Here is a 21,961-nt window from a genome sequence, read left to right on the forward strand (position 1 = left end):
CCCGACCGGCGGACAGATCTGGTTCCCGTTGCGCGGCCTCCTCATTACCTCTGCCAAATTGCATGTTCGATGCTCGGATAGGTTTGCAGCCGAGCGACATCGACGCGGCGATGCAAGACAATGGAGATCGTGATGCCGCCCGGACTGACCGCCAGCGACTGGGACTACGGTTCGATCAGCACACTGCTGAGCGCCCTGCACGCGCGCAAGGTTTCTGCGTCGGAGTTGATCGAGCATACGATCGCGCGCATCGAGGCGCTGGACGGGCGAATCAATGCCGTCGTCGTTCGCGATTTCGATCGCGCACGAGACGCCGCGCGCGCCGCCGATACCGCACTTGGCCGCGGCGAGCGGAAGCCATTGCTTGGCATCCCCGTGACGTTGAAAGAACCGTTCAACGTCGCCGGCCTGCCGACGACATGGGGCTTTCCGCATTTCAGGGATTTCCAGCCGGCGGAGGACGCCCTTGTCGTCTCGCGGTTGAAGGCGGCGGGCGCTGTCATCATCGGCAAGACCAACATCCCGATCGGTCTGCGGGATTTTCAGAGCTACAATGATATCTACGGGACGACAAACAATCCGTGGGATCTCGGCCGATCGCCCGGCGGCTCCTCAGGCGGATCGGGCGCGGCGCTGGCCGCAGGGTTCGGACCGCTCTCGATCGGCTCGGATATCGGCGGCTCGATCCGGGTGCCCGCGCATTTCTGCGGTGTGTTCGGACACAAGCCCAGCCTCGGCCTGGTCCCGCTACGCGGATACAACCTGCCGCCGGCGCCGCCCGTGCCTGGCCAGGGTGATCTCGCCGTCGTCGGGCCGATGACGCGCACTGCCTCGGATCTCGCGCTCGCCGTCGACGTGATCGCCGGCCCCGACGAGACGCGCGACGGGATCGGCTATCGTCTTGCGTTGCCGGCCCCGCGACACGACCAGCTCGGGAATTTCAGGATCCTCGTGATCGATACGCATCCGTTGATGCCGACAGGCGATGCCGTGCGTTCCGCCATCGGGCGGCTGTCGGAACGGCTCGAACGATCAGGCGCGCGGGTTTCGCGGTCGAGTGCGTCGCTGCCCGACCTCGCCGAATCCGCGCGGCTCTACATGAAGCTGTTGAACGCGGCGCGAAGTCCGCGCCTGACACCGGCCGCCCTCGCAGAGGCGCAAGGCGTTGCCGCGGCACTTTCGCCCGACGACCGCAGCCTGCAGGCCGAGCGCGCGCGCGGCTGGGCGATGGTCCATCGCGAATGGCTGGCGACCGATGCGGCGCGCCTGCGGCTGCAACAACGGTGGCAGGAACTGTTCCGAGACTTCGACGCAGTGATCTATCCGGCCGCGGCCGTGCCGGCGTTTCCACAGGACCAGTCCGAGCCGTTCGACGCGCGGCAACTCGATATCGAAGGACAGCTCTACAACTATGCCGATGCGTGCTTCATCTGGGCAGACCCCGCTTCGACCTGCGGACTGCCTGCGACCGCCGTTCCGATCGAGCGCACGCCGTCGGGCCTGCCGATCGGCGTCCAGATCATCGGGCCTTATCTCGAGGATCGCACCACGATTGCGCTCGCCGGATTGATCGAACGCGCGTTCGGCGGCTTCGTCCCGCCGCCGTCGTTGGCTGCCACGCAATCGGTGAGATGAGAGAGGAAGGCGGCAACGGTCGTCAGGTTCTTTCAGTCGACTGCGCCTCGACCGCCTGCACCGCCACGCTCGCGACCTGCTGCAACGCTTCGCGATCGGAGCCTGAGGACGCCATCACGCCCATGCCGACCGCGACGGCCGAGACATAGCGCGCAAGTGCTGCGGGATCCGAGCCCGGCTTGAGATCGCCTTCGGTCTTGGCGCGAATGAAACGGTCGCGAAGCTGGTCCTCGTTCTGGGCGCGACGGGCGGCGAGTTCAAAAGGGACGCTCTCTGATCCGGTGCCGCACGCAATGCCCCCCTGCACAAGCAGGCAGCCGGGCGGGTTGGCGGGATCGGTCTGCTTGTCGGCGATGCCCATCAGCATCCGCTCGGCGACGTCGCGGGCGGTGGGTGCCGCCACCACCTCGTCCATCCAGACGTTGCGCAGTTTGGTATAGCGGTCGAGTGCGGCCTTCAGCAGCCCTTCCTTGTTGCCGAAACAGGCATAGAGGCTGGGCGGATTGATCCCCATGGCCTCGGTCAACTGAGCGATCGTGGCACCCTCGTAGCCATGGCGCCAAAACACTTCCATCGCCTGGTCCAACGCCGTTTCGGCGTCGAATTCGCGGGGGCGTCCCATGCCCATGTGCCTGTTCTCCTCGAAATCGGCGTCGTCTCTCAACCTAACGCCTGATCCTATCTCTTTGTTCTCGCTTTATTTTCTCTTCCACTTGCCAACTCTTGCGGTAAGCGGCTACAATTTTCTTAGCGGACGGTACATAAGTATCTTGCGCTGCGGTATCCAGCTCCACATCTGTAGTGAACACTACATATCTGGAGCGCGCAAATGCCCCCGTCCCAAAATACCTCTCGCCCTGGCCGTGTCCGCCGCCTTCTCGGCGGCGTCGCCATCGTGGGCGCTCTCGCCGTGGCCGGTTCGATCGCGACCGGCCATTACTTTCGTGCCGCGCAGGCGACCGCGACCGCCGCGGCCGAGCAAGCCGTCCCCGTCACTGTCGCGCTGATCGAACCAAAGCAGACGGTGCTGTGGGACGATTTCTCCGGCCGGCTCGAGGCCATCCAACGCGTCGAGCTTCGCCCGCGCGTGGCCGGTGCGATCCTGTCGACCAACTTCACCGAAGGTGCGCTGGTGAAGGCAGGCGACGTCCTGTTCAAGATCGACCCAGCGCCCTACGCGGCCGAGGTCGACAAGGCCGCGGCCCAACTCGAAGCCGCGAAAGCGCGCGTCGTGTTCACGCAGAATGAGCTCGAGCGCGGCGCGCAACTGGTGGGCAACGCGGTGGTCACGCGGCGCGACTACGACCAGCGCGACAACGCCAACCGCGAGGCCATCGCCAACGTGAAGGCGGCCGAGGCGACGCTCCAGACCGCAAAACTCAATCTCGATTACACCGAGGTACGTGCGCCCGTGGACGGCCGCGTCGGCAAGATCGAAATCACCGTCGGCAATCTCGTCGCCGCCGGCACCGCCTCTCCGGTGCTGACCTCGCTGGTCTCCGTCAATCCGATCTATGCGTCATTCGATGCGGATGAAGAGCTGGTGGTGCGGGCGTTGAACTCGATTTCCGAGGACTCCGGCAAGCGCGGCAATCTCGACCAGATCCCGGTCGCGATGGCGACCTCCGGCGGTCTCTCGGCGAAGGGGCACATCCAGCTCATCGACAACCAGGTCAACGGCCAGAGCGGCACCATTCGTGTCCGCGCGGTGTTCGACAACGAGGACGGGCGTCTCATTCCCGGTCAGTTCGCCCGCGTGCGCATGGGCCAACCCAAGCAGCAATCGCTGGTCATGATCGACGAGCGCGCGATCGGCACCGATCAGGACAAGAAGTTCGTGATGGCGGTCGGCGACGATAGCCGCGCGGTCTACCGGTCGATCACGCTCGGTGGCTCGGTGGACGGGTTGCGTATCGTGACGGCGGGGCTGAAGACCGGCGACCGCATCATCGTCAACGGCCTCCAGCGCGTGCGCCCGGGTGCCCTGCTCAAGACGGAGATCGCGGCAATGGGCGCGCGCGGGCCGCAGCAGGCATCCAACCACAGCAATCAGGACGTCGTGCAGCGTTAGCGTCTCCGCCATGCCGGAGCGCGCGGGCAGCGCGAACCGGAATGTCGAAATCGTTGAACTACCTAGACATACTTCTGGATTCCGGGTTCGCGGCTTTGTCCGCGCCCCGGAATGACGGGAGAGTCGTCTCTCGCGCAGGGGCAAGGCCATGAATCTTTCGAAATTCTTCATCGATCGTCCGATTTTCGCCGGCGTGCTGTCGGTCCTGATCTTTCTCGCGGGCCTGATCTCGCTGTTCGCGATGCCGATCTCGGAATATCCCGACGTCGTGCCGCCCTCGGTGGTGGTGCGCGCGACCTATCCCGGCGCCAATCCGAAGGTGATCGCGGAAACGGTGGCGACGCCGATCGAGGAGCAGATCAACGGCGTCGAGAACATGCTCTACATGTCGAGCCAGGCGACCACCGACGGCGCGATGACGCTGACGGTGACGTTCCGGCTCGGCACCGATCCGGACAAGGCGACGCAGCTGGTGCAGAACCGCGTGCAGCAGGCTGAGCCGCGCCTGCCCGCCGTGGTGCGGCAGCTCGGCATCATCACCAAGAAGTCCTCGCCCGACCTCACCATGGTCGTGCATCTGCTGTCGCCGAACAATCGCTACGACATGACGTATTTGCGCAACTACGCCGTGCTCAACGTCAAGGACCGGCTGGCGCGGATCGACGGCGTCGGCGACGTTCAACTCTATGGCGCCGGCGACTATTCGATGCGGGTGTGGGTCGATCCGCAGAAGGCCGCCGAGCACGGCCTCACCGCAAGCGACATCGTCAAGTCGATCCAGGCGCAGAACGTCGAAGCCGCCGCCGGCGTGGTCGGCTCCTCGCCGAACGTCAAGGGCATCGACCTGCAACTGTCCGTCAACGCCGAGGGACGGCTTGCGAACGAGGAGCAGTTCGGCGACATCGTGGTCAAGACCGGCACGCGTGGCGAGGTGGTGCGGCTGCGCGACGTCGCACGCATTGAGCTCGGCGCCTCGCAATACGGCCTGCGTTCGCTGCTCGACAACAAGCAGGCGGTTGCGATCCCGATCTTCCAGGCGCCCGGCTCCAATGCGCTCGAGATTTCCGACCACGTTCGCGCCACCATGGCCGAAATCAAGAAGAACATGCCGGAAGGCGTGTCCTACCAGATCGTCTATGACCCGACCCAATTCGTCCGCTCTTCGATCGAGGCCGTGATCCACACGCTGCTGGAGGCGATCGCGCTGGTGGTACTGGTGGTGATCCTGTTCCTCCAGACCTGGCGCGCCTCGATCATTCCGCTGCTGGCGGTGCCCGTGTCGATCGTCGGCACCTTCGCGGTGATGCACGTCTTCGGCTTCTCCATCAACGCGCTCAGCCTGTTCGGCCTGGTGCTTGCGATCGGCATCGTGGTCGACGACGCCATCGTCGTGGTCGAGAACGTCGAGCGCAACATCGAGGGCGGGTTGTCGCCGCGCGATGCGACCTACCAGGCGATGCGCGAGGTGTCGGGGCCGATCATCGCGATCGCCATGGTTCTGATCGCCGTGTTCGTGCCGCTCGCCTTCATCTCCGGCCTCACCGGGCAATTCTACAAGCAGTTCGCGCTGACGATCGCGATTTCGACCGTGATCTCGGCCGTCAACTCGCTGACGCTGTCGCCGGCGCTGTCGGCCCTGCTGCTCAAGGGACACAACGAGCCGAAGGACCGGCTGACGATCATCATGGAAAAGAGCCTCGGTTGGTTCTTCCGCGGCTTCAACAAGGTGTTCACACGCTCGTCTGAGAATTACAGCGGCACCGTCACCAAGGTGATCTCGGGCAAGGCGGCCGTCATGGGCCTCTATGTGGTGCTGGTCGGCCTCACCGCCCTCCTGTTCCAGCAGGTCCCGAGCGGCTTCGTGCCGGGTCAGGACAAGCAGTATCTGGTCGGGTTCTCACGACTGCCTGATGGCGCCACGCTGGACCGCACCGAAGACGTGATCCGCAAGATGAGCGACATCGCGCTGACCCAGCCCGGTGTCGAGAGCTCGGTTGCATTCCCGGGCCTGTCGATCTCGGGCTTCACCAACTCCTCCAACGCCGGCATCGTGTTCTCAACGCTGAAACCGTTCGACGAGCGCAAGAGCCCCGCGCTGAGCGGCAATGCAATCGCGGCCGACCTCAACAAGAAATACTCCGGGATTCAGGAAGCCTTTATCGCCATGTTCCCGCCGCCGCCGGTCAACGGTCTCGGCACCATCGGCGGCTTCAAGCTGCAGATCGAGGATCGCGCCGGCCTCGGCTATGAGGCGCTGAACCAGGCGACGAATGCGTTCATGGCGGCGATGCAGAAAGCGCCGGAGATCGCCGGCGTGTTCTCGAGCTTCCAGGTCAATGTGCCCCAACTCTTTGCCGATATCGACCGCACCAAGGCGCTCCAGCTCGGCGTCCCCGTGACGGAGGTGTTCAACACGCTCCAGATCTATCTCGGCTCCTACTATGTCAACGACTTCAACAAGTTTGGCCGCACCTACTCCGTCTACGTGCAGGCCGACGCGCCGTTCCGCGCGCGCGCCGACGACATCAGGCAGTTAAAGGTGCGCTCGTCCTCCGGCGACATGGTGCCGCTGTCGGCGTTGCTCACGATCCGCCAGAGCGCCGGCCCCGAGCGTGCGATCCGCTACAACGGCTTCCTGTCATCCGACATCAACGCGGCGGCTGCGCCCGGCTTTTCCTCGGGCCAGGCACAGGAGGTCGCGACGCGGATCGCGGCGGAGACATTGCCGCCCGGCTTTGCCTTCGAATGGACCGACCTGACCTATCAGGAGTTCATCGCCGGCAATTCCGGCCTCTGGGTGTTCCCGCTGGCGATCCTGCTCGTGTTCCTGGTGCTGGCCGCACTCTATGAAAGCCTGACCTTGCCGCTCTCGATCCTCATGATCGTGCCGATGGGCCTGTTGGCTGCGATGTTCGGCGTCTGGATCTCCAAGGGCGACAACAACGTCTTCACTCAGATCGGCTTGATCGTGCTGGTGGGACTCTCGGCCAAGAACGCGATCCTGATCGTCGAATTCGCGCGCGAGCTCGAGTTCGCAGGCCGCACGCCGATCCGGGCAGCGATCGAGGCGAGCCGACTGCGGTTGCGCCCGATCCTGATGACGTCAATGGCGTTCATCATGGGCGTGCTGCCGCTAGTGCTCTCGACCGGTGCCGGCTCGGAGATGCGGCGCGCCATGGGCGTCGCCGTGTTCTCCGGCATGATCGGCGTCACCGTATTCGGCCTGTTCCTGACGCCGGTGTTCTATGTGCTGCTACGGACCGTCACCGGCATGAAGCCGCTGACGCATCACGGCAGCGATGCCAGCGCGGCGCCGGTGCAAACCGTCGGGCACTAGATCAGGGAAATCCCCGACAGCAACAACAAAACGAGCACGGTCTTGCGAAAGACCGTTTCGTTAACCCTGTGGAAGGCGATCACGCCGAGCGCGGAGCCTGCGAACAGCGCCGGCAGGCTGACCGCGAGATCGACGAAGACTTTTGACGACAGATCCTGATGTCCGACCAGCAGCGCGATCGCGAACAGCTGCATCGCGGCGATGAACGGCTGCACCAGGCCGCGCTGCTCGCTCTTGGGCATGCCGCGCATGTCGCACCAGATCGTCGGGATCGCGCCGGGCATCGCGGTCAGCCCGCCGACCAGCCCTCCCCCGAACCCGATCAAGGCAACCCAATGCCGCCCGACCGCCCCGCCGGCCGTCACCAACGTCGGCCGGAGCAACATGTAGGCCGCATAGAGTGCAACGATGATGCCGAAGCCGCGCCGGAGCAGATGCGTATCGGTGCTCTGGAGCAGCGATACCGCGATGGGAACTCCGATCAAGCCGCCGACGATCAGTAGCAGGCTGCCTTCCCAGCGGATATTGCGTCGAAGCGCCCACAGATTGGTGGCCTGCACGCCGATGCTGCACGCCATCATCAGCGGCACAGCTTCGAGCGGTTGAAACACCCGGAGCAGGATGGCGCCCGCCACCGCCGAGAAGGCAAATCCCGAGAGCCCGGATACGAAGGCACCGGCGAACACGGCAACGCTGAGCAGCATCAGAGTCGTGACATCAGGCACAATCCGCCCTCCGGTCAATCGTAGGGAATTTGCGAGACAGGGACCTCGGCGCTCTCCGTGCAAGCGGCCGGCTCGAGTGGAGCCGACGGATGCATCGCGTAAGCGTGAGATCGCTCCACCATCGCGAGGCCGACCAGTTGGAGCGTGACGAGCGCCGCGGTCAGCGCGATCGCGACGACGTTGACGTTACGCACGTTCGAATTTGGGCTGTCCGGCGGCGCGCTCGCACCCATCAGATCCGTGGGCATTTTCTGCAATATCCTCTTCGTTGCTGACCGGAATGATTTCATTCAAACGCAATGTTTCGTGCGGCTGCTCCAGCAGATGGCGATAGCGATGCAACACGCGTTGCGCGTCGATTTCCCGCTGCGCGCGGAGCACCGCGCCTATGCGGGCGACGATATCGCGGAACCTGCCTGCCAAAACCGGTGACGCCGTTCGCATGACAATCTCCTCTCAACCTGCTCGAGAGGTTGACGGGATCCACTTCCGCCTGCAGTGAATTGCTTCACACAAATGCCCGATACGTCGAACAACAGACCGTGTGATGTTCAGTAGAATAGAGCGCGGAAAATCGCGTCATTCGATCGAACGACGCGCGATAACTTTCTAATGATGCTTCTGATTGAACCTATTGCGAGCTGCAGCGACTCGCCTGCGTTTTTGAACGCGTCTCAGTGCACGAGCGGATTGGAGAATCCAGCTGCGAGCTTGACGAGATCGGCTTGACGAGAAACGCCGGTCTTGGCGAACACACGATGCAGATGCGTCTTCACCGTCGTCTCCGCGATACCGAGCGCAACCGCGGTCTCCGGCACGCCGCCGACATCGACGATCGACAGCAAGACCCTCAGTTCCGCAGGCGTGAGTTCAAAGGTGCGATCAATGAGACCGGCACACGAGCGGCCGTCGAGTTCCGCTTTCCAGATGAACAAGGCTCCTACGGCCGAACTGCGCTCGGCCCTACCCTCGCGCAGCAATGATGGCAGCGCGATGATTTGCGCGACGTAGTAGGAACCGTCACGCGACGTCAGCGGAATTTTCCGGCCCGAAGACGCCGCCAACGCAACTTCGCCTGTGTCGCGGAAAATATCGCGCAACACCGAATTTACAGTGGAGGAGCTTGCCACCAACCGGCCCGAGACAGACCGCAGGACATCATCGACGGCCAGGATTGTCTCCGCGGCCGGATTGCTGTGGACGATATGACAGGTCGAATCGAGCAGGATGACGCCCGCATTCAACTGGTCCACGACGTCGGCGAGCGCGATCGCGTGCTGCTGCTTCCGTTCGATCGCCCGGTTGATCAGCAACGCCCGGCTCGCATGCGGAACCAGGAACTGCATCCGCGCCCGTTGCTCGGCGTCGAGCATCCCCCTGCGCGGGATCACCGTCATCAGCATCGGACAGGACGACTTCGACTGCTCCAGCACCACATTGGCGACGTCGACGCAGCCTTGGGGGCGCAGCCATTCCTGGTAGAAGCGGCCGCGGCGATATTCGTCGAAATCCACGAGATCGGGGATGTTCCGCACCTCGCCATAGCGCGGAAGCCGAGCGAGCGGGTCGTACCGGGAGTAGGTCTCCGCATAGAGCTGAATGTAGTGCGGATCGACCCCGCAGTAATAATGCGTCGCGCCTGATTTGCTGACCGGGTCCTTCGAAATCAGACCACAGGCCTGGCTGCCGATGAAAGCATTGAGTTTGACAACGACCTCGCTCCACAACTCCGGGTGGAGACCCGCGTCATAGATAGTCTCGATCAACTCGGACGGCTTTGGAGGTCGGGGCATCGGAAGAGCCAATACTGACACATGGAGATGGCGACATGTTCTTCATGCCTAGCGGCTTCCGTGAGTCTTTCGCGGGAGCGAAAGGTTCAATCGTGAAGGCAAAATCGACGGTCTAGTTGACGAGTGGATTGGAGAATCCTGCCGCAAGCTTGACTAGATCGGCCTGACGCGAAACGCCCGTCTTGGCGAACACGCGATGCAGATGCGTCTTCGCCGTCGTTTCCGCGATACCGAGCGCGACCGCCGTCTCCGGGACGCCGCCAACCTCGACGATCGACAGGAACACGCGCAGCTCGGCCGGCGTAAGGTCGAATGTCCGCGCGATCAATTCGCCGTAGGACTGTCCGCCGGGCGATACCTTGCGCAGGAGCAGCGCACCGACGGCATCGACCACCCGCTCGCTGCGGTCCCGCAGGACGGACGACAGCGGCAGGATGTGCGCGACGTAGCGCTCGCCCGAGGGCGAAAGCAGCGAAAACGCATGCCCCTCTGTGGCAAGCAGGGTAATTTCATTGCGGGTCGCGAACGCTTCCCGCAGCGTCTGATTGGCCTCCGCACTGCTGGTCACCAATTGCCCCGCAACGGACCGAACCAGATCGTCGGCCGCAAGCAAATCGTGCCCCGCGGAATTCGCGTGCACCACCCGACAGGAGCCATCGAGCAGGAAGATGCCGCAGGCAAGATTGTCCAGGACCTCCGCCAGCGCTGTCGCCAGCGTCAGTTGCGAGGTCATGGCGCGGTTGATCAGCAACGCGCGGCTGGCGTGCGGGACGACCAGCGAGAGGCGGTGCTTCATCACCGGATCCACCATCCGGCGGCCCGACAGCACCGTCATCATCACCGGGCAGTTCGCATTCGAATTGTCGAGCACGACGTTGGCCGCATCGCTGCAACCCTGCGGCCGCATCCATTCCTGGTAAAAGCGTCCCCGCCGATATTCATCGAAATTGACGAGATCCGGGATGCTGACGATCTGGCCATGCGGCGGCAGGACCGTCAGCGGATCGAACTTCGAATGCGTCTCGGAATAGAGCCGGATGTAGTGCGGGTCCGCCCCGCAATAATAGTGCGTGACGCCGAATTTGCTGATCGAGTCCTTGGAAAACAGCCCGCAGGCCTGGCCGCCGACGAAGTCGCGGATGCCGGTGACGACGTTATTCCACAGCGAGGGATCGAGCCCGGCATCGTAGATGGCCTCGACCAGGTCGGGCAGTTTCCGTGGTCCGTGCATGGCTATAAATGGCCTGGGTGATCAATATCACCAAGCATACCACAACCACAGCATGCGGCATCCTCCGATCGGAGGACGCCGGCCGGGCGGATGGAGCCGGGCCGGAACGAACGGATATCCGTTTCGGGCGCTACTGATGCGGAGTTGCGAGACCGGAGCGGGACGCTCACGCCTCGTCCCAGCCGACCTTCTCCACATTCTCCGACCAGACCGCGGCGCGATAGATCTCGCGCCCGTCGGTGTCTCTGACCCGGATGCAGGCATCGCGGCCGCGCAAATCGTCGCGCCAGACGAACAGGTGGCTTGCCATCTCGTTGGCCACCACGAATGTCGCTTCGGGGCATTCGAACACCATGCCACCCGGATCGATCTTCACGATATTTCCGAGCATAAGATCAAAGAAAAAACGGCGCATGCAACACAACACTCCAACTGCGGGCGGCGCACGCCCGTGCCGTCTCCAATCGGCATTTGACCTGACATTCAATCGCGCGCGGTCACGACATCTCGCGGCTCCTGACGTCACTGGGCGTGGCGCCATAAGTCCGCCGGAAGCAGCGGTTGAAATAGGAGAGATCGCCGAAACCGACATCGTAGGCGATCGAGCTGACCGTCCGCCCGGCGTGTCCGGGTTCGCGCAACATGCGATGCGCACGCTTGACGCGTTGTTCGATCAGGAAGGACGAGAACGTCTTGCCGTCGGCCTCGAACAGGCGCTGGAGATAACGCGGCGTCACGCCGAGCTCCTGGGCGACCGTGGCAACGGAGAGATCCTGCCGCCAGCAGTTGTTGGCGATGGAGACTTTGGCCTTCTGCAGCCGTGCCGCCTTGACGCCGCGCCGCCCAGCCAGCTCCCGCGGCTCGTTGGTGGCACCGAGGACGATTGCCAGAAGATCGTGCAGATGCCCGACCCCGAGCTTGCGCAAATTGGGCATCGCGAACGCATTCTCCCGCACCAGTGTCACCGCGTAATCGACCAGCAATCGAAGTCCCGTCGAACTCTCCGGCATCACTCGCATCACGGCGTCATCGACATCCACGATCATCGGCGCCAGCACGCGTCTCGGCACACGGAGCGAGAAACAGCTACCCAGCGACAATCGTTCGAACGTCGTGACGTCCTCCGCGCTGGTCAGGACGGCCTCTCCCGCACGAAGGCTCAGATCGTGTCCCCGCTCGGATATCCCAAGCACGCCAGATCGATTCACGATCAGGGCCAGACTGTCGTCGCCGTCGGCAACCAGGTGCTTGGTGCGAATGACCCGCGCTCCGCACAATCCTCCCATCAGCAATTGGGCTTCCGGCAAGACGTGGGACGTGAAGCTCGCCGCGAACGGCTTTCCTTCCCTCACCTCGACCTCCGCCTTCAACACCCCGCGACAGTAGAAATCGCGAAGCAGCGGGATACGCTCGTTCTCGGGAATTTCGTTCGTTGAAACATTGATAACGGAAAAATCAAATTGGCTCACTGCAATCCTCCAACCGACGAGCAGGTCCGGCCGTGCGCTGTCGTTTCCTCACACTCGCGTTTGACGCCGTCGTGGCATCTCTTCGCGGCGCTTGCTGCTCTTCACTTTTCTGGATCGCGATATACGAAAGTATCAAATGACTCGCGTCCTGCATTCGGAGGACACGGGAGCTCGGCTCATCACAATGCATTGAGATCGCGGCAGATACCGGCGGGCCTTGTGAAATGGATCACACGGCGTCGCCATCACCGTTCGTTCGCCGCGCGAATGGAACGGCAAAGCCGGTGGCGATCTTGACCAGGTCGGCCTGCCTGCCGGCGCCGGTCTTCTCGAACAGACGGCCGAGATGCGTCTTCACCGTCGTCTCGGCGATGCCGAGCTTTGCCGCAATATCGGGAACGCCGCCGATCTCGATAATGGCCATCAATACGCGCAGTTCGGACGGTGTCAGCCTGAAGGCCGCAGCGATCGCATCGGCTGCGAGCCATGTCGCTGCCGAGGCCTTCTGCACGAACAGAACCGTGGCTGCAGCATCTCGCGATGGAATGCGATCGCGCTTCAGCGGAAAAGCGTGGAGCAGATAGTGCTGCCCATCAACTGATGTCGCAAGCTCGATCTGGCGGCGGGCAGCGGAACGAGTTTCGCTGCCTGAATCGATTTCGCACAGACCGCGGAATATTTTGTCGGTCTGGGTGTTGCGGGCCACGATCCGGTCGCCGACCATTGCGAGCAGGCTGGCATCGGCGAAGAGCCCGTGGCATGCTGCGTTGGCATGCACGACGCGGCCATCTGCGTCGAGCAGGCAGATCGCCGTGCTCAGCCCATCCAAGACATCGGCAAGGTCGTCCACGGTATGCGAGCGCGCCCTGATCTGCCGGCCCATGATCCTGGAGCGCTGGAGGTGCGGAGCAAGCAGCCGCATGCGCTCACGCATCGGCTCGTCAACGAGTCCGCGCGACCGGTGGCGCAACACCTGCAGGATCGTGGCGCGCGTCTCCGACTTCTCGAGGGCAACGGTTGCAAGGTCTATCGCTCCTTGCGGTTCCACCCACTCGCGATAGAAGCTCGTTGCCAGGAAATCCGCCTGAGACATGATGTCGGCGACGCCGATCGTCTGTTCCGCCGCGAGCGCGAGATGACGGTCGAGCAGAGGGTCGAGTTCCACATATCGGTCGCGATAAAGCTGGCGGAAGCGGGATTCGCTGCCGAAATGCTCGTGGATCTCGATCGAGAGCCTGGCTCTGTCCCTGGACAGGATGGTCACGGCACATCCGCCGACGAAATGCGAAACCTGTTCCAACACCCCACTGCGCAGCGCGGGATCGACCGCCGCGTCGTAGATCTCGCCGACGAGGGACGAGAATCGATTTGCGTGGAGGATTGTCATCGTCCGGACGACGCAATCGACGCGAAGAAAACGTTGCAACGAAATGCTGGAATATCGAACATCGTCCTTGCGTAACGTCAACCGCAGGATGCGGCTTGGACGTTTTCGCCAAAGACTAGGATTAAAGCGAACAGCGCGCGGACTGTGTGCGATGAGTCACGCGTGCGATGCGTCGCGCGCCGCGCGCTGCAGCATCCAGTCGCCACCGATCCCGCCGGCCTCGCATCCGGCTCCGGCAATCTACTTGCGATTCTCCTCGCAAAATTTCAGCGCTGCCAGCGCTTCACCGGCACGCGGCACCTGTATCTCGATGCTGTCGTCGTCATCGTCCTCGAAATCGAGCGAGAGACGCTTGGCCTTGGACAGCCGGTCCATCATGGACTGATCGTATTCGAAGATGCCGCGCACGGTGGTCTTGTCCATGACCTCCCACTTCGCCTTCTTCATGATATCGGCGTCGTCGGTGCCGACATCGGCCCGGAGGATCTCGCCAACCTTGTCCCACTCCCAGCCGTCATAGATCATCACGATCACGATAGCCTTCTCGGAATAGGTGATGACCATGACGTAGTCCCGGTTCTCGTCTTCCTTGTCCTTGTAGCCGCGGCTCGCATTGCAATGTGCGTCCTGCGTACGCTTCTCGATGGTCCAGTCGCCGACCTTGGATTGTTGCGCCTGCACCGGTCTTGCGGTCAAAGCGACTGCGCTCAAGGCGCCGGCCAGTAACCCGGCGGCGAGAAGAGATCGTTTCATGTCAGCCTCCAGCGTGTTCCCCGGACTGAGATGACCACCTCTGCCGGTGACCCGCAAGGGCCTCGGGCGGTTGCGGAGGGCGCCGACCCTGCCCTACTCCCGCCGCGGCACGATCGCGATCGGGGTGAAGGTGTAAACCTCCTCGCCGTTCTGGTTGAACATCGTCCATTTCACCAGTGCGATGCCCTGCGGCTTCGATTTCGACGGCGTCAGGCTCATGACCTCCCCGACCAGATGCAGGCGGTCATCGGGCCGTACCGGGATGGTCCAGCGCAACCCATCGACGCCGGCGCCGATCAGCGGATGGGGGCCGAAGGGGCGGGTCTGGATCGCGAGGCTCATGGCAATCGCGGCGGTGTGCCATCCCGAGGCAGCGAGACCCCTGAACAGGGTCTGCTTGGCGGCTTCGTGGTCGAGATGCATCGGCTGCGGATCAAACTCCGCCGCGAACCGCTTGATGTCGGCCTCGGTGACGTGAACTTCGGGGGATTTGAACTGCATTCCAATGGTGAGATCGTCGAACCACTCGACCTGCGCCATGATTTCGCCTCGCCATGCGATGTGCCGCCTCGCGGCTAATGAGATTGAGCAAGAGCGGGATGTAACGGCTCCGCAGCGCACAAACCAGCCCGGGGTTCCCCAAGAAACCCGTTTCCAGATGCGACGAAACACGCCTGAAACAGATCGTCGGTTATCTGGTTGTCAAAATCATACAGGGACGGCCACCATGCAATTCTTCCTCGACCTGATCTGGGATTATTCCTGCTGTCAGCACCTCGTCGCCCTGCCGCCGCGGGAGGATGAGCTATGATCGAGCTGATCTCGGCCTTGCTCGCGCTTTGCAGCGTCGGCGTTTTTGCAGCGCACGCGGTGGATGCCTATCGCACCACCCATTACTGATAGCGTTGCACTGATAGCCTTGCACTGACAGCCTTGCCCTAGAACGGCCGCCGGTAGAAATGCTCCGAATGCGTTGCCGGCGGAAACCTATTGGCTAGCGCGAGAGCTCCCCTTTCGTCGGTTTCGAGCGCGATCTTCTGTGCGAGCATGACGTCGCCGGGGACGAGAAAGCCTGACGGGACGAAGCACCACCCCATCGTCGCGTTTCCGGCGGCGTCGATCTCATGGACATTGGCGGCGGTGCCATAATGGATGCGATAGGTCTTGCCGGTATCGCAGCCGACGACATCGAAATGCCGGTACTGCTCAAATTGGACGCGCTGCGCCGGCGACAGCCATTCGGCCAGGAGCCGGCGGCCGCGGGCATCCGGCGTGTTCTCGCCGAAGAAGCGCCGATAGAGTTCGCGTAGCGCATGCAGACGCGCACGCGCCGGCGCGCGGAGCCAGACCGCCGCGATCATGAGCAGCTCAGATCAACCGCCGACCAGGCGGGGATAGAACAGCGTTTCCTGCGCGGTCGGGTCGAACGATCGGATCCGGGTGACCTCGCCAGGTCCGGTTCGCAACGCGGCGGTGAAGCCCGCTCCGGTCAGCTCCCGAAAGCGCCGTTCGGCCCGCGCCAGCGCTTCGGCATTGCCAGGATCAAACTCGTGGCGCGTGTCGCCAGTCTGGTCCATCACGATCTGGGTTGCCATGTTGAGTCTCCTCATGCCCAGCCCTGTTCGATCAAAGCAAACCTCGTGCCGTCGGTTCCTGATGGCAACAACTTTCTCTTGCCGGCGCATCACGCCTTGCTGAGCAAGAGCGTTTTCAAGCGAAGTGGATGCCAGTTCGGAGACAGAAAACGCGTCCAAACAAGAAGCTAGAGCCCCGTTCGAAACGGGGCTCGCGTCAACGCGAGGCGGCCGTTCCTCCGCCCTCGTCGATCTGCCGTCCCATCAGGGCGATCGCCTTCTGATAAACGCCGGCGGCATTCCAGGCTTCGATGGCGACGAAATTCGGTTCACCCGGCTGGTAACCGGCTCCTGCACGCCAGCCATGGGCTTTGAGGAAATTCGCCGTCGAGTTCAGCGCATTGGCGGCAACCTCGAGATTGCCGGTGCCATAGGCCAGGATGTTCTTGGGCATGAACTGGGTCTGACCAACTTCGCCGTGCATCGAGCCCCGGGTTGCCCCCGACAGCGTGCCGCGATCGATCAGCTTCAGCGCCGCATAGAGCTGCTCGGTGAAGAATTCGGGACGGCGGCAGTCATAGGCGAGCGTCGCGATCGAGGAGAGCATGTTCTGGTTGCCCCGCTGGCTGCCGAACCCGGTCTCCATGCCCCAGATCGCGATCAGCGGCCCCGGCGGGACGCCATAGCGCTGCTGGATCGAGGCGAACAAGGCCGCCTGCGACTGCTTGAGCTGGCGACCCTTGGCCACGATGGTGGTGGCACCGCGCTTGGCGAGGAACTGGTCGAGCGACAGCGAGAAGCTGCGCTGGCCGCGGTCGGCCGCGATGGTGGCACTCGCGTAATTGGTCTGCATCAGCGCCGAGAGCGCGGTCTGGCCAACGCCCTTGCCCTGCGCCTCCGCGCTGAACTCGCGCTTCCAGGCCTCGAAGCCGGCCGGCGAACTGCCGCATTGCGCGGCGTGGGCGGCGGGCGCCAGGCAGCTGAGCAGCGTCATCGCCCCAAAAAACGCCCCAGCTACAGTTCTGCCCCTGATCATGTCCGATGTCCTCTCTCTGGCGCGATCCAATGCCCGAGCTTACCCGGACGAAGGCGCCGACTCCATGGCGTGATCATAGGACAGTTCCAGTCCATCCAAATTGCCCTCCTTGCGCCACTTGTCGAGCAGCCGCAGGAATGCCACCGGCCCGCGCCAATACTGGCTGTTTCTCGCCGCGATCGGATCGAACACGCCTTCATTGTTGTAATAGCCGGGCGTGCATTCGGCGAGATAGGTCTGGCGTCCGAGCGCGGCTTTGACCACCTCCTCGACCCAGGCGTTTTCGGCCGCCAGCGTCGGCTCGAGGGTTCGCGCCTTGCGCTTGCGCGCTTCGGCGATCACGTAGGCGATGTGCTGCGACTGCTCGTCGATGATGTGCGGGAAGTTGGCGCTCTGGCCGGCCTGCACCATGACGATCAGGAAGCAGTTCGGGAAGCCGCGGCTGTAGAAGCCATGCATCGTCTTGACGCCGTCGCGCCAGCGCTCGGACAGGCTCGTGCCATCGCGTCCATAAATCTCGAAGCCCATACGACGGGCGTAATCGGTGCCGACTTCAAAACCGCTGGCATAGATCAGGCAGTCGAGTTCGTAGGCGTGGCCGTCGACCACGACGGCGTTCTCGGTGATGCGCTCGACGCCCTGCCCCCTGGTGTCGACGAGATGCACGTTGGGACGATTGAAGGTGTCGAGATATTCGTCGTGGAAACACGGCCGCTTGCAGAAGGCCTTGTACCAGGGTTTCAACGCCGAAGCCGTCGCCTCGTCCTCGACGATCGCATCGACGCGCGCCCGGATCTCTTCCATCTTGCGATAATCAGCCTGCTCGATAACCTTGAGCGCCTCCTCGATCGAGGTCACCGGTTGGGGCTGGCGGCGCGGCGCCAGCAGGATCTCGCCGAGCAGGCCGGTCCAGCCGTCCTGCACCAGATCCTGTTCGAATGGCTCGCCCGAGATCACGGCGGTGAAATTGTCCATGCGTTCGCGCTGCCAGCCAGGCCTGAGCCCCTGCGCCCAGCTCTGATCCGTCGGGCGGTCGTCACGCACGCCGATCGCCGATGGCGTACGTTGGAAGACGTAGAGCTCCTTGGCCGAGCGGCCGAGATGCGGCACGCATTGCACGGCGGTCGCACCGGTGCCGATGATCCCGACGCGTTTTTCGCCAAGACCGGTCAGACCACCTTCGGCCGTGCCTCCGGTGTAGGCGTAATCCCAGCGGCTGGTATGGAAGCTGTGTCCCTTGAAGCTTTCGATTCCGGGAATGCCCGGCAGCTTCGGACGGCTCAGCGGGCCTCCGGCAAGGATGACGAAGCGCGCGCGGATGCAATCACCGCGATCGGTCTCGACCAGCCAAATTGCCTCCTGCTCCTGCCATTCCATGCGCGTGATGACGGTCTGAAACAGCGCGCGCTCATAGAGACCGAAGTGACGGCCGATGCGGCGCGAATGTTCGTAGATCTCGGGGGCTCGCGCATATTTTCGCACCGGCATGTAGCCGGTCTCTTCCAGCAACGGCAGGTAGATGTAGCTCTCGGTATCGCAGGCCGCACCAGGGTAGCGATTCCAGTACCAGGTGCCGCCGAAATCGGCGGCCTTTTCCACGACCCGGAAATCATCGATGCCGGCCGCGCGCAGTCGCGCGCCACACAGAAGGCCACCGAAGCCGCCGCCGACGATCAGCACCTCGGTCTGTTCGCTGACGGCCTCGCGCGCAAATCCGGAATTGGCCCAGGGATCGTCGAGATAGCGCCCGAACTCGCCGGTCACTTCGACGTATTGCGCCTTGCCTTCGGTGCGCAGGCGGCGGTCGCGCTCGTCGCGATAGCGCGCACGGAGTGCTGCAATGTCGATTGTAGATTCGCCGGCTGCACCGGTCTTGTGTCTTTCCGCTGACATCCGTTTCCTCCCCGGCGGGCACTGCCTCGCCGGCAGCTCGCATCACTTAGCCCTGAAAAAGTGACGCATGCAATCACGTCTCTCGCTTTTTGCGTGAACGTGGCGTGGCGTTCCGCTAACCTCAAGCGCACATCACAAGCGTACGTCATGCAACGACATGGCGGTCCGGAGGAGACGATGCAGGGATTGATGATGGACATGCCGCTCCTGATCAGCGGCCTGATCCAGTATGCCGCCGATTATCACGGCGAGGCCGAGGTCGTGGCCCGCGAGATCGAAGGCGACATCCATCGCTACACCTATGCCGACGCCCATCCGCGCATCAAGCGCATGGCGTTGGCGCTCAAGAGGTTCGGCATGATGCCCGGCGACCGCGTCGGCACGCTGGCCTGGAATACGCATCGGCATTTTGAGATGTTCTACGCCGCGCCGGGCATGGGCTATGTGCTGCACACCATCAACCCGCGGCTGTTCCCCGAACAGCTCGTCTACATCGTCAATCACGCCGAGGACCGGCTGCTGTTCATCGACCGCGCCACGCTGCCGATCGTCGAGGCGATCGCGCCGCAGCTCAAATCGATCGAAGCCTACGTCGTGATGTGCTCGCGCGAGCGGATGCCGGAGACCAAGCTTGCCAACGTGCATTGCTACGAGGAGCTTCTGGACAAGGAGAACGACGCCGGCTTCGCCTGGCCGGAGTTCGACGAAAAATCGGCGTCCACCATCTGCTACACCTCCGGCACCACCGGCAATCCGAAGGGCGTGATCTATTCGCACCGCGCCGCGATCCTGCAGACCATGGTCTCCTGCAATTTCGACTTCCTGCCCGGCCACCTGGAAGGCGTGCGCGAGGTGATGATGCCGATGGCGCCGCTGTTCCACGGCAACGGCTGGAACATGCCGTTCACCGCCCCGTATACCGGCTCGAAGCTGGTGCTGCCCGGCCGCAATTACGAGGCCGACAAGCTCTACGAGCTGCTCGAAGGCGAGAAGGTGACGCTGTCGGCGGGCGTGCCGAGCTTCTGGCTGATCCTGCTGGACTGGCTCGGACGGACCGGCAACAGGTTCTCGACACTTCGTGCAACATTGTCGTCGGGCTCGGCGCCGCCGCGCGCCATGGTCGAGAAGCTCAAGCGCGAGTATGACATCGACTACGTCCAGGCCTGGGGCATGACTGAAGCCCTGGGCTGCTCGATGCCGGGCTTGCGGCCAGGCTCCGAGCATCTCGACGACAAGGAGAAGTTCGACCGCCGCCAGGTGTCCGGCCGCGCCTGTTTCGGCACCGCCCTGCGCATCGTCGACGACGGCGGCAACGAGCTGCCGCGCGACGGCAAGAGCGTCGGCCATCTGCGCGCGCGGGGACCGTGGGTTGCGTCCGGCTACATGAAGCTCGACGAAGGCCTCGACCGCGACGGCTGGCTGGTCACCGGCGACATGGCCGTGATCGACCCACAGGGCCACGTCACGCTGACCGACCGCTCCAAGGACGTGATCAAGTCCGGCGGCGAATGGATCTCCTCGATCCAGCTCGAGGACGTCGCCTTGTCTCACCCCGATGTGCTGCAAGCCGCCGTGGTCGCGATCAACCACGAGAAATGGCAGGAGCGGCCTCTGCTCCTCGTCGTCCGCAAGAAGGGCGCGACCGTCGACGGCAAGACGCTGCTCGAGCACATGCGCCCGAAGATCGCGAGCTGGTGGATGCCCGACGCCGTCGAGTTCATGGACGAGTTCCCGATGACCGGCACCGGCAAGGTGCTCAAATCAGCGTTGCGCGAGAAATTCAAAGGGTATCGCGTCGCCTGAGCCGATTGCACCCGGCCTGTCGATTGATCAAGGAGACAAAGATGCTCTACCCGATGTCGCCTAAAGTCGTCGAGCTCAAGCGCAGGCTCGAAAGTTTCATGGACCGGCACATCTATCCGAACGAGGAACGCTTTTATCGCGAGGCGGAGGAGCTGGGTCCCTGGAAAGTCTATCCGGTCGTCGAGGAGCTGAAGCCGCTGGCGCGCGCCGAAGGCCTCTGGAATCTGTTCCTGCCGGACTCCGGCCACGGTGCAGGCCTGACCAATCTCGAATATGCGCCGCTCTGCGAGGTCATGGGCCGCTCGCATCTCGCACCCGAAGTGTTCAACTGTTCGGCGCCCGACACCGGCAACATGGAGGTGCTGGAGCGCTATGGCACGGAGAAGGACAAGGAGCGCTGGCTGAAGCCGCTCCTCGCAGGCGAAATCCGCTCCTGCTTCGCCATGACCGAGCCTGCTGTCGCCTCGTCCGATGCGACCAACATCGAAAGCTCGATCGTTCGCGAGGGCGACCATTACGTCATCAACGGCCGCAAATGGTACACCACCAACGCGACCGACCCGCGCTGCAAGATCTGCATCTTCATGGGCAAGACCGATCCCGACAATGCGGACCGCCACAAGCAGCAATCCATGATCCTGGTGCCGATGGACACAGCGGGCGTCGAGGTCAAGCGCCCCCTGCCCGTGTTCGGCTTCTACGGTGTGCCCGACCGTGCCTCCGAGGTCGTCTTCACCGATGTGCGCGTGCCCAAAGAGAACATGCTGCTCGGCGAAGGCCGCGGTTTCGAGATCGCGCAGGGCCGCCTCGGCCCCGGCCGCATCCATCATTGCATGCGGCTGATCGGGCTTTCCGAACGCACGCTGGAGAAGATGTGCCGGAGGGTGCGCAGCCGCGTCGCCTTCGGCAAGCCGGTTTCCGAGCAGACTGTGACGCAGGAACGCATCGCAGAGGCCCGCATCATGATCGAGCAGGCCCGGCTGCTGACGCTCAACGCCGCCTACGCGATGGACACCGTCGGCAACAAGGTGGCGAAAGCCGAGATCGCGATGATCAAGGTCGCCGTACCCAACATGGCCTGCCAGATCATCGACTGGGCGATCCAGGCCCATGGCGGCGGCGGCACGTCGAACGATTTCGGATTGACCCAGGCCTATGCGACCGCGCGCTTGCTGCGTCTCGCCGACGGCCCGGACGAGGTCCACAGGAACCAGATCGCGCGGTTCGAGCTGAAGAAATATTCGAATGCTTGAA

The 21,961-nt window shown here is 63.3% G+C and carries 20 protein-coding genes; 5 read left to right on the top strand and 15 right to left on the bottom strand.

Annotated elements, in window-relative coordinates:
- The first annotated feature begins 132 nt into the window (after positions 1–132).
- Positions 133–1,635 (top strand): amidase, encoded by a 1,503-nt coding sequence (locus AC0L3U_RS21850; RefSeq protein WP_473363159.1) that lies wholly within the window; start codon positions 133–135, stop codon positions 1,633–1,635.
- Between the two features lie 22 nt (positions 1,636–1,657).
- Here the strand turns inward: AC0L3U_RS21850 and AC0L3U_RS21855 are convergent, their stop codons facing one another.
- Positions 1,658–2,263 carry a TetR/AcrR family transcriptional regulator gene (locus AC0L3U_RS21855; RefSeq protein ID WP_473363160.1) on the bottom strand — a complete coding sequence of 202 codons (606 nt, stop codon included), beginning with the start codon at positions 2,261–2,263 and terminating at the stop codon, positions 1,658–1,660.
- A 201-nt stretch (positions 2,264–2,464) separates the two neighbouring features.
- On the opposite strand from AC0L3U_RS21855, the gene AC0L3U_RS21860 reads away from it, so the two are divergent.
- Both AC0L3U_RS21860 and AC0L3U_RS21865 read left to right on the top strand, forming a co-directional pair.
- Positions 2,465–3,706: an efflux RND transporter periplasmic adaptor subunit gene (locus tag AC0L3U_RS21860; protein ID WP_473363161.1), complete on the top strand. Its 1,242-nt coding sequence runs from the start codon at positions 2,465–2,467 to the stop codon at positions 3,704–3,706.
- A 148-nt stretch (positions 3,707–3,854) separates the two neighbouring features.
- The gene (locus tag AC0L3U_RS21865) at positions 3,855–7,043 is read left to right on the top strand and encodes an efflux RND transporter permease subunit (RefSeq protein WP_473363162.1); all 3,189 of its coding nucleotides are present in this window, start codon (positions 3,855–3,857) and stop codon (positions 7,041–7,043) included.
- Here the strand turns inward: AC0L3U_RS21865 and AC0L3U_RS21870 are convergent.
- The 14 genes from AC0L3U_RS21870 to AC0L3U_RS21935 form a co-directional block, all read right to left on the bottom strand.
- Complete coding sequence (locus AC0L3U_RS21870; RefSeq protein ID WP_473363163.1) at positions 7,040–7,768, bottom strand: sulfite exporter TauE/SafE family protein; 729 nt, start codon at positions 7,766–7,768, stop codon at positions 7,040–7,042. The genes AC0L3U_RS21865 and AC0L3U_RS21870 overlap by 4 nt on opposite strands.
- A gap of 14 nt (positions 7,769–7,782) precedes the next feature.
- A complete protein-coding gene (locus AC0L3U_RS21875) occupies positions 7,783–7,962 on the bottom strand; it encodes a hypothetical protein (RefSeq protein ID WP_473363164.1) in 180 nt (59 codons plus the stop codon).
- Complete coding sequence (locus AC0L3U_RS21880; RefSeq protein ID WP_456764805.1) at positions 7,955–8,212, bottom strand: hypothetical protein; 258 nt, start codon at positions 8,210–8,212, stop codon at positions 7,955–7,957. The genes AC0L3U_RS21875 and AC0L3U_RS21880 overlap by 8 nt, the downstream gene beginning before the upstream one ends.
- Before the next feature lie 230 nt (positions 8,213–8,442).
- A complete protein-coding gene (locus tag AC0L3U_RS21885) occupies positions 8,443–9,561 on the bottom strand; it encodes a helix-turn-helix transcriptional regulator (protein ID WP_473363165.1) in 1,119 nt (372 codons plus the stop codon).
- A gap of 112 nt (positions 9,562–9,673) precedes the next feature.
- Positions 9,674–10,792, bottom strand: coding sequence for a helix-turn-helix transcriptional regulator (locus tag AC0L3U_RS21890; protein ID WP_473363166.1), 1,119 nt, complete (start codon positions 10,790–10,792; stop codon positions 9,674–9,676).
- Positions 10,793–10,958: 166 nt separating this feature from the next.
- Entirely contained in the window at positions 10,959–11,207 is a 249-nt protein-coding gene (locus AC0L3U_RS21895; protein ID WP_027569497.1) for a DUF6894 family protein, read from the bottom strand.
- 82 nt (positions 11,208–11,289) lie between these two features.
- Positions 11,290–12,261: a helix-turn-helix transcriptional regulator gene (locus AC0L3U_RS21900; RefSeq protein ID WP_473363167.1), complete on the bottom strand. Its 972-nt coding sequence runs from the start codon at positions 12,259–12,261 to the stop codon at positions 11,290–11,292.
- 229 nt (positions 12,262–12,490) lie between these two features.
- Positions 12,491–13,648 (bottom strand): helix-turn-helix transcriptional regulator, encoded by a 1,158-nt coding sequence (locus AC0L3U_RS21905; protein ID WP_473363168.1) that lies wholly within the window; start codon positions 13,646–13,648, stop codon positions 12,491–12,493.
- Positions 13,649–13,888: 240 nt separating this feature from the next.
- Complete coding sequence (locus tag AC0L3U_RS21910; RefSeq protein ID WP_473363169.1) at positions 13,889–14,401, bottom strand: hypothetical protein; 513 nt, start codon at positions 14,399–14,401, stop codon at positions 13,889–13,891.
- Between the two features lie 93 nt (positions 14,402–14,494).
- Positions 14,495–14,941: a MaoC family dehydratase gene (locus AC0L3U_RS21915; RefSeq protein ID WP_247297582.1), complete on the bottom strand. Its 447-nt coding sequence runs from the start codon at positions 14,939–14,941 to the stop codon at positions 14,495–14,497.
- 398 nt (positions 14,942–15,339) lie between these two features.
- Complete coding sequence (locus tag AC0L3U_RS21920; RefSeq protein ID WP_247286611.1) at positions 15,340–15,762, bottom strand: hypothetical protein; 423 nt, start codon at positions 15,760–15,762, stop codon at positions 15,340–15,342.
- A 12-nt stretch (positions 15,763–15,774) separates the two neighbouring features.
- Complete coding sequence (locus AC0L3U_RS21925; protein WP_007592399.1) at positions 15,775–15,996, bottom strand: hypothetical protein; 222 nt, start codon at positions 15,994–15,996, stop codon at positions 15,775–15,777.
- Positions 15,997–16,192: 196 nt separating this feature from the next.
- The gene (locus AC0L3U_RS21930; RefSeq protein WP_473363170.1) at positions 16,193–17,011 is read right to left on the bottom strand and encodes a lytic murein transglycosylase; all 819 of its coding nucleotides are present in this window, start codon (positions 17,009–17,011) and stop codon (positions 16,193–16,195) included.
- Between the two features lie 39 nt (positions 17,012–17,050).
- The gene (locus AC0L3U_RS21935) at positions 17,051–18,904 is read right to left on the bottom strand and encodes a flavin-containing monooxygenase (protein ID WP_473363171.1); all 1,854 of its coding nucleotides are present in this window, start codon (positions 18,902–18,904) and stop codon (positions 17,051–17,053) included.
- A gap of 177 nt (positions 18,905–19,081) precedes the next feature.
- Between AC0L3U_RS21935 and AC0L3U_RS21940 the strand changes: the two genes are divergently transcribed.
- Both AC0L3U_RS21940 and AC0L3U_RS21945 read left to right on the top strand, forming a co-directional pair.
- Positions 19,082–20,707: a long-chain fatty acid--CoA ligase gene (locus AC0L3U_RS21940; protein WP_473363172.1), complete on the top strand. Its 1,626-nt coding sequence runs from the start codon at positions 19,082–19,084 to the stop codon at positions 20,705–20,707.
- A gap of 41 nt (positions 20,708–20,748) precedes the next feature.
- On the top strand, positions 20,749–21,960 hold the full coding sequence (locus tag AC0L3U_RS21945; RefSeq protein WP_473363173.1) for an acyl-CoA dehydrogenase family protein: 1,212 nt from the start codon (positions 20,749–20,751) through the stop codon (positions 21,958–21,960).
- The last annotated feature ends 1 nt before the right edge of the window (position 21,961 follow it).

The organism is Bradyrhizobium sp. Kon69 (assembly GCF_055807515.1).

What these genes read in the sequence shown, in the direction of transcription:
- AC0L3U_RS21850 (WP_473363159.1), top strand. Translation starts at nt 133, where the DNA reads ATGCCGCCCGGACTGACCGCCAGCGACTGGGACTACGGTTCGATCAGC.
- AC0L3U_RS21855 (WP_473363160.1), bottom strand. Translation starts at nt 2,263, where the DNA reads ATGGGCATGGGACGCCCCCGCGAATTCGACGCCGAAACGGCGTTGGAC.
- AC0L3U_RS21860 (WP_473363161.1), top strand. Translation starts at nt 2,465, where the DNA reads ATGCCCCCGTCCCAAAATACCTCTCGCCCTGGCCGTGTCCGCCGCCTT.
- AC0L3U_RS21865 (WP_473363162.1), top strand. Translation starts at nt 3,855, where the DNA reads ATGAATCTTTCGAAATTCTTCATCGATCGTCCGATTTTCGCCGGCGTG.
- AC0L3U_RS21880 (WP_456764805.1), bottom strand. Translation starts at nt 8,212, where the DNA reads ATGCGAACGGCGTCACCGGTTTTGGCAGGCAGGTTCCGCGATATCGTC.
- AC0L3U_RS21885 (WP_473363165.1), bottom strand. Translation starts at nt 9,561, where the DNA reads ATGCCCCGACCTCCAAAGCCGTCCGAGTTGATCGAGACTATCTATGAC.
- AC0L3U_RS21890 (WP_473363166.1), bottom strand. Translation starts at nt 10,792, where the DNA reads ATGCACGGACCACGGAAACTGCCCGACCTGGTCGAGGCCATCTACGAT.
- AC0L3U_RS21895 (WP_027569497.1), bottom strand. Translation starts at nt 11,207, where the DNA reads ATGCGCCGTTTTTTCTTTGATCTTATGCTCGGAAATATCGTGAAGATC.
- AC0L3U_RS21905 (WP_473363168.1), bottom strand. Translation starts at nt 13,648, where the DNA reads ATGACAATCCTCCACGCAAATCGATTCTCGTCCCTCGTCGGCGAGATC.
- AC0L3U_RS21910 (WP_473363169.1), bottom strand. Translation starts at nt 14,401, where the DNA reads ATGAAACGATCTCTTCTCGCCGCCGGGTTACTGGCCGGCGCCTTGAGC.
- AC0L3U_RS21915 (WP_247297582.1), bottom strand. Translation starts at nt 14,941, where the DNA reads ATGGCGCAGGTCGAGTGGTTCGACGATCTCACCATTGGAATGCAGTTC.
- AC0L3U_RS21920 (WP_247286611.1), bottom strand. Translation starts at nt 15,762, where the DNA reads ATGATCGCGGCGGTCTGGCTCCGCGCGCCGGCGCGTGCGCGTCTGCAT.
- AC0L3U_RS21925 (WP_007592399.1), bottom strand. Translation starts at nt 15,996, where the DNA reads ATGGCAACCCAGATCGTGATGGACCAGACTGGCGACACGCGCCACGAG.
- AC0L3U_RS21930 (WP_473363170.1), bottom strand. Translation starts at nt 17,011, where the DNA reads ATGATCAGGGGCAGAACTGTAGCTGGGGCGTTTTTTGGGGCGATGACG.
- AC0L3U_RS21935 (WP_473363171.1), bottom strand. Translation starts at nt 18,904, where the DNA reads ATGTCAGCGGAAAGACACAAGACCGGTGCAGCCGGCGAATCTACAATC.
- AC0L3U_RS21940 (WP_473363172.1), top strand. Translation starts at nt 19,082, where the DNA reads ATGCAGGGATTGATGATGGACATGCCGCTCCTGATCAGCGGCCTGATC.
- AC0L3U_RS21945 (WP_473363173.1), top strand. Translation starts at nt 20,749, where the DNA reads ATGCTCTACCCGATGTCGCCTAAAGTCGTCGAGCTCAAGCGCAGGCTC.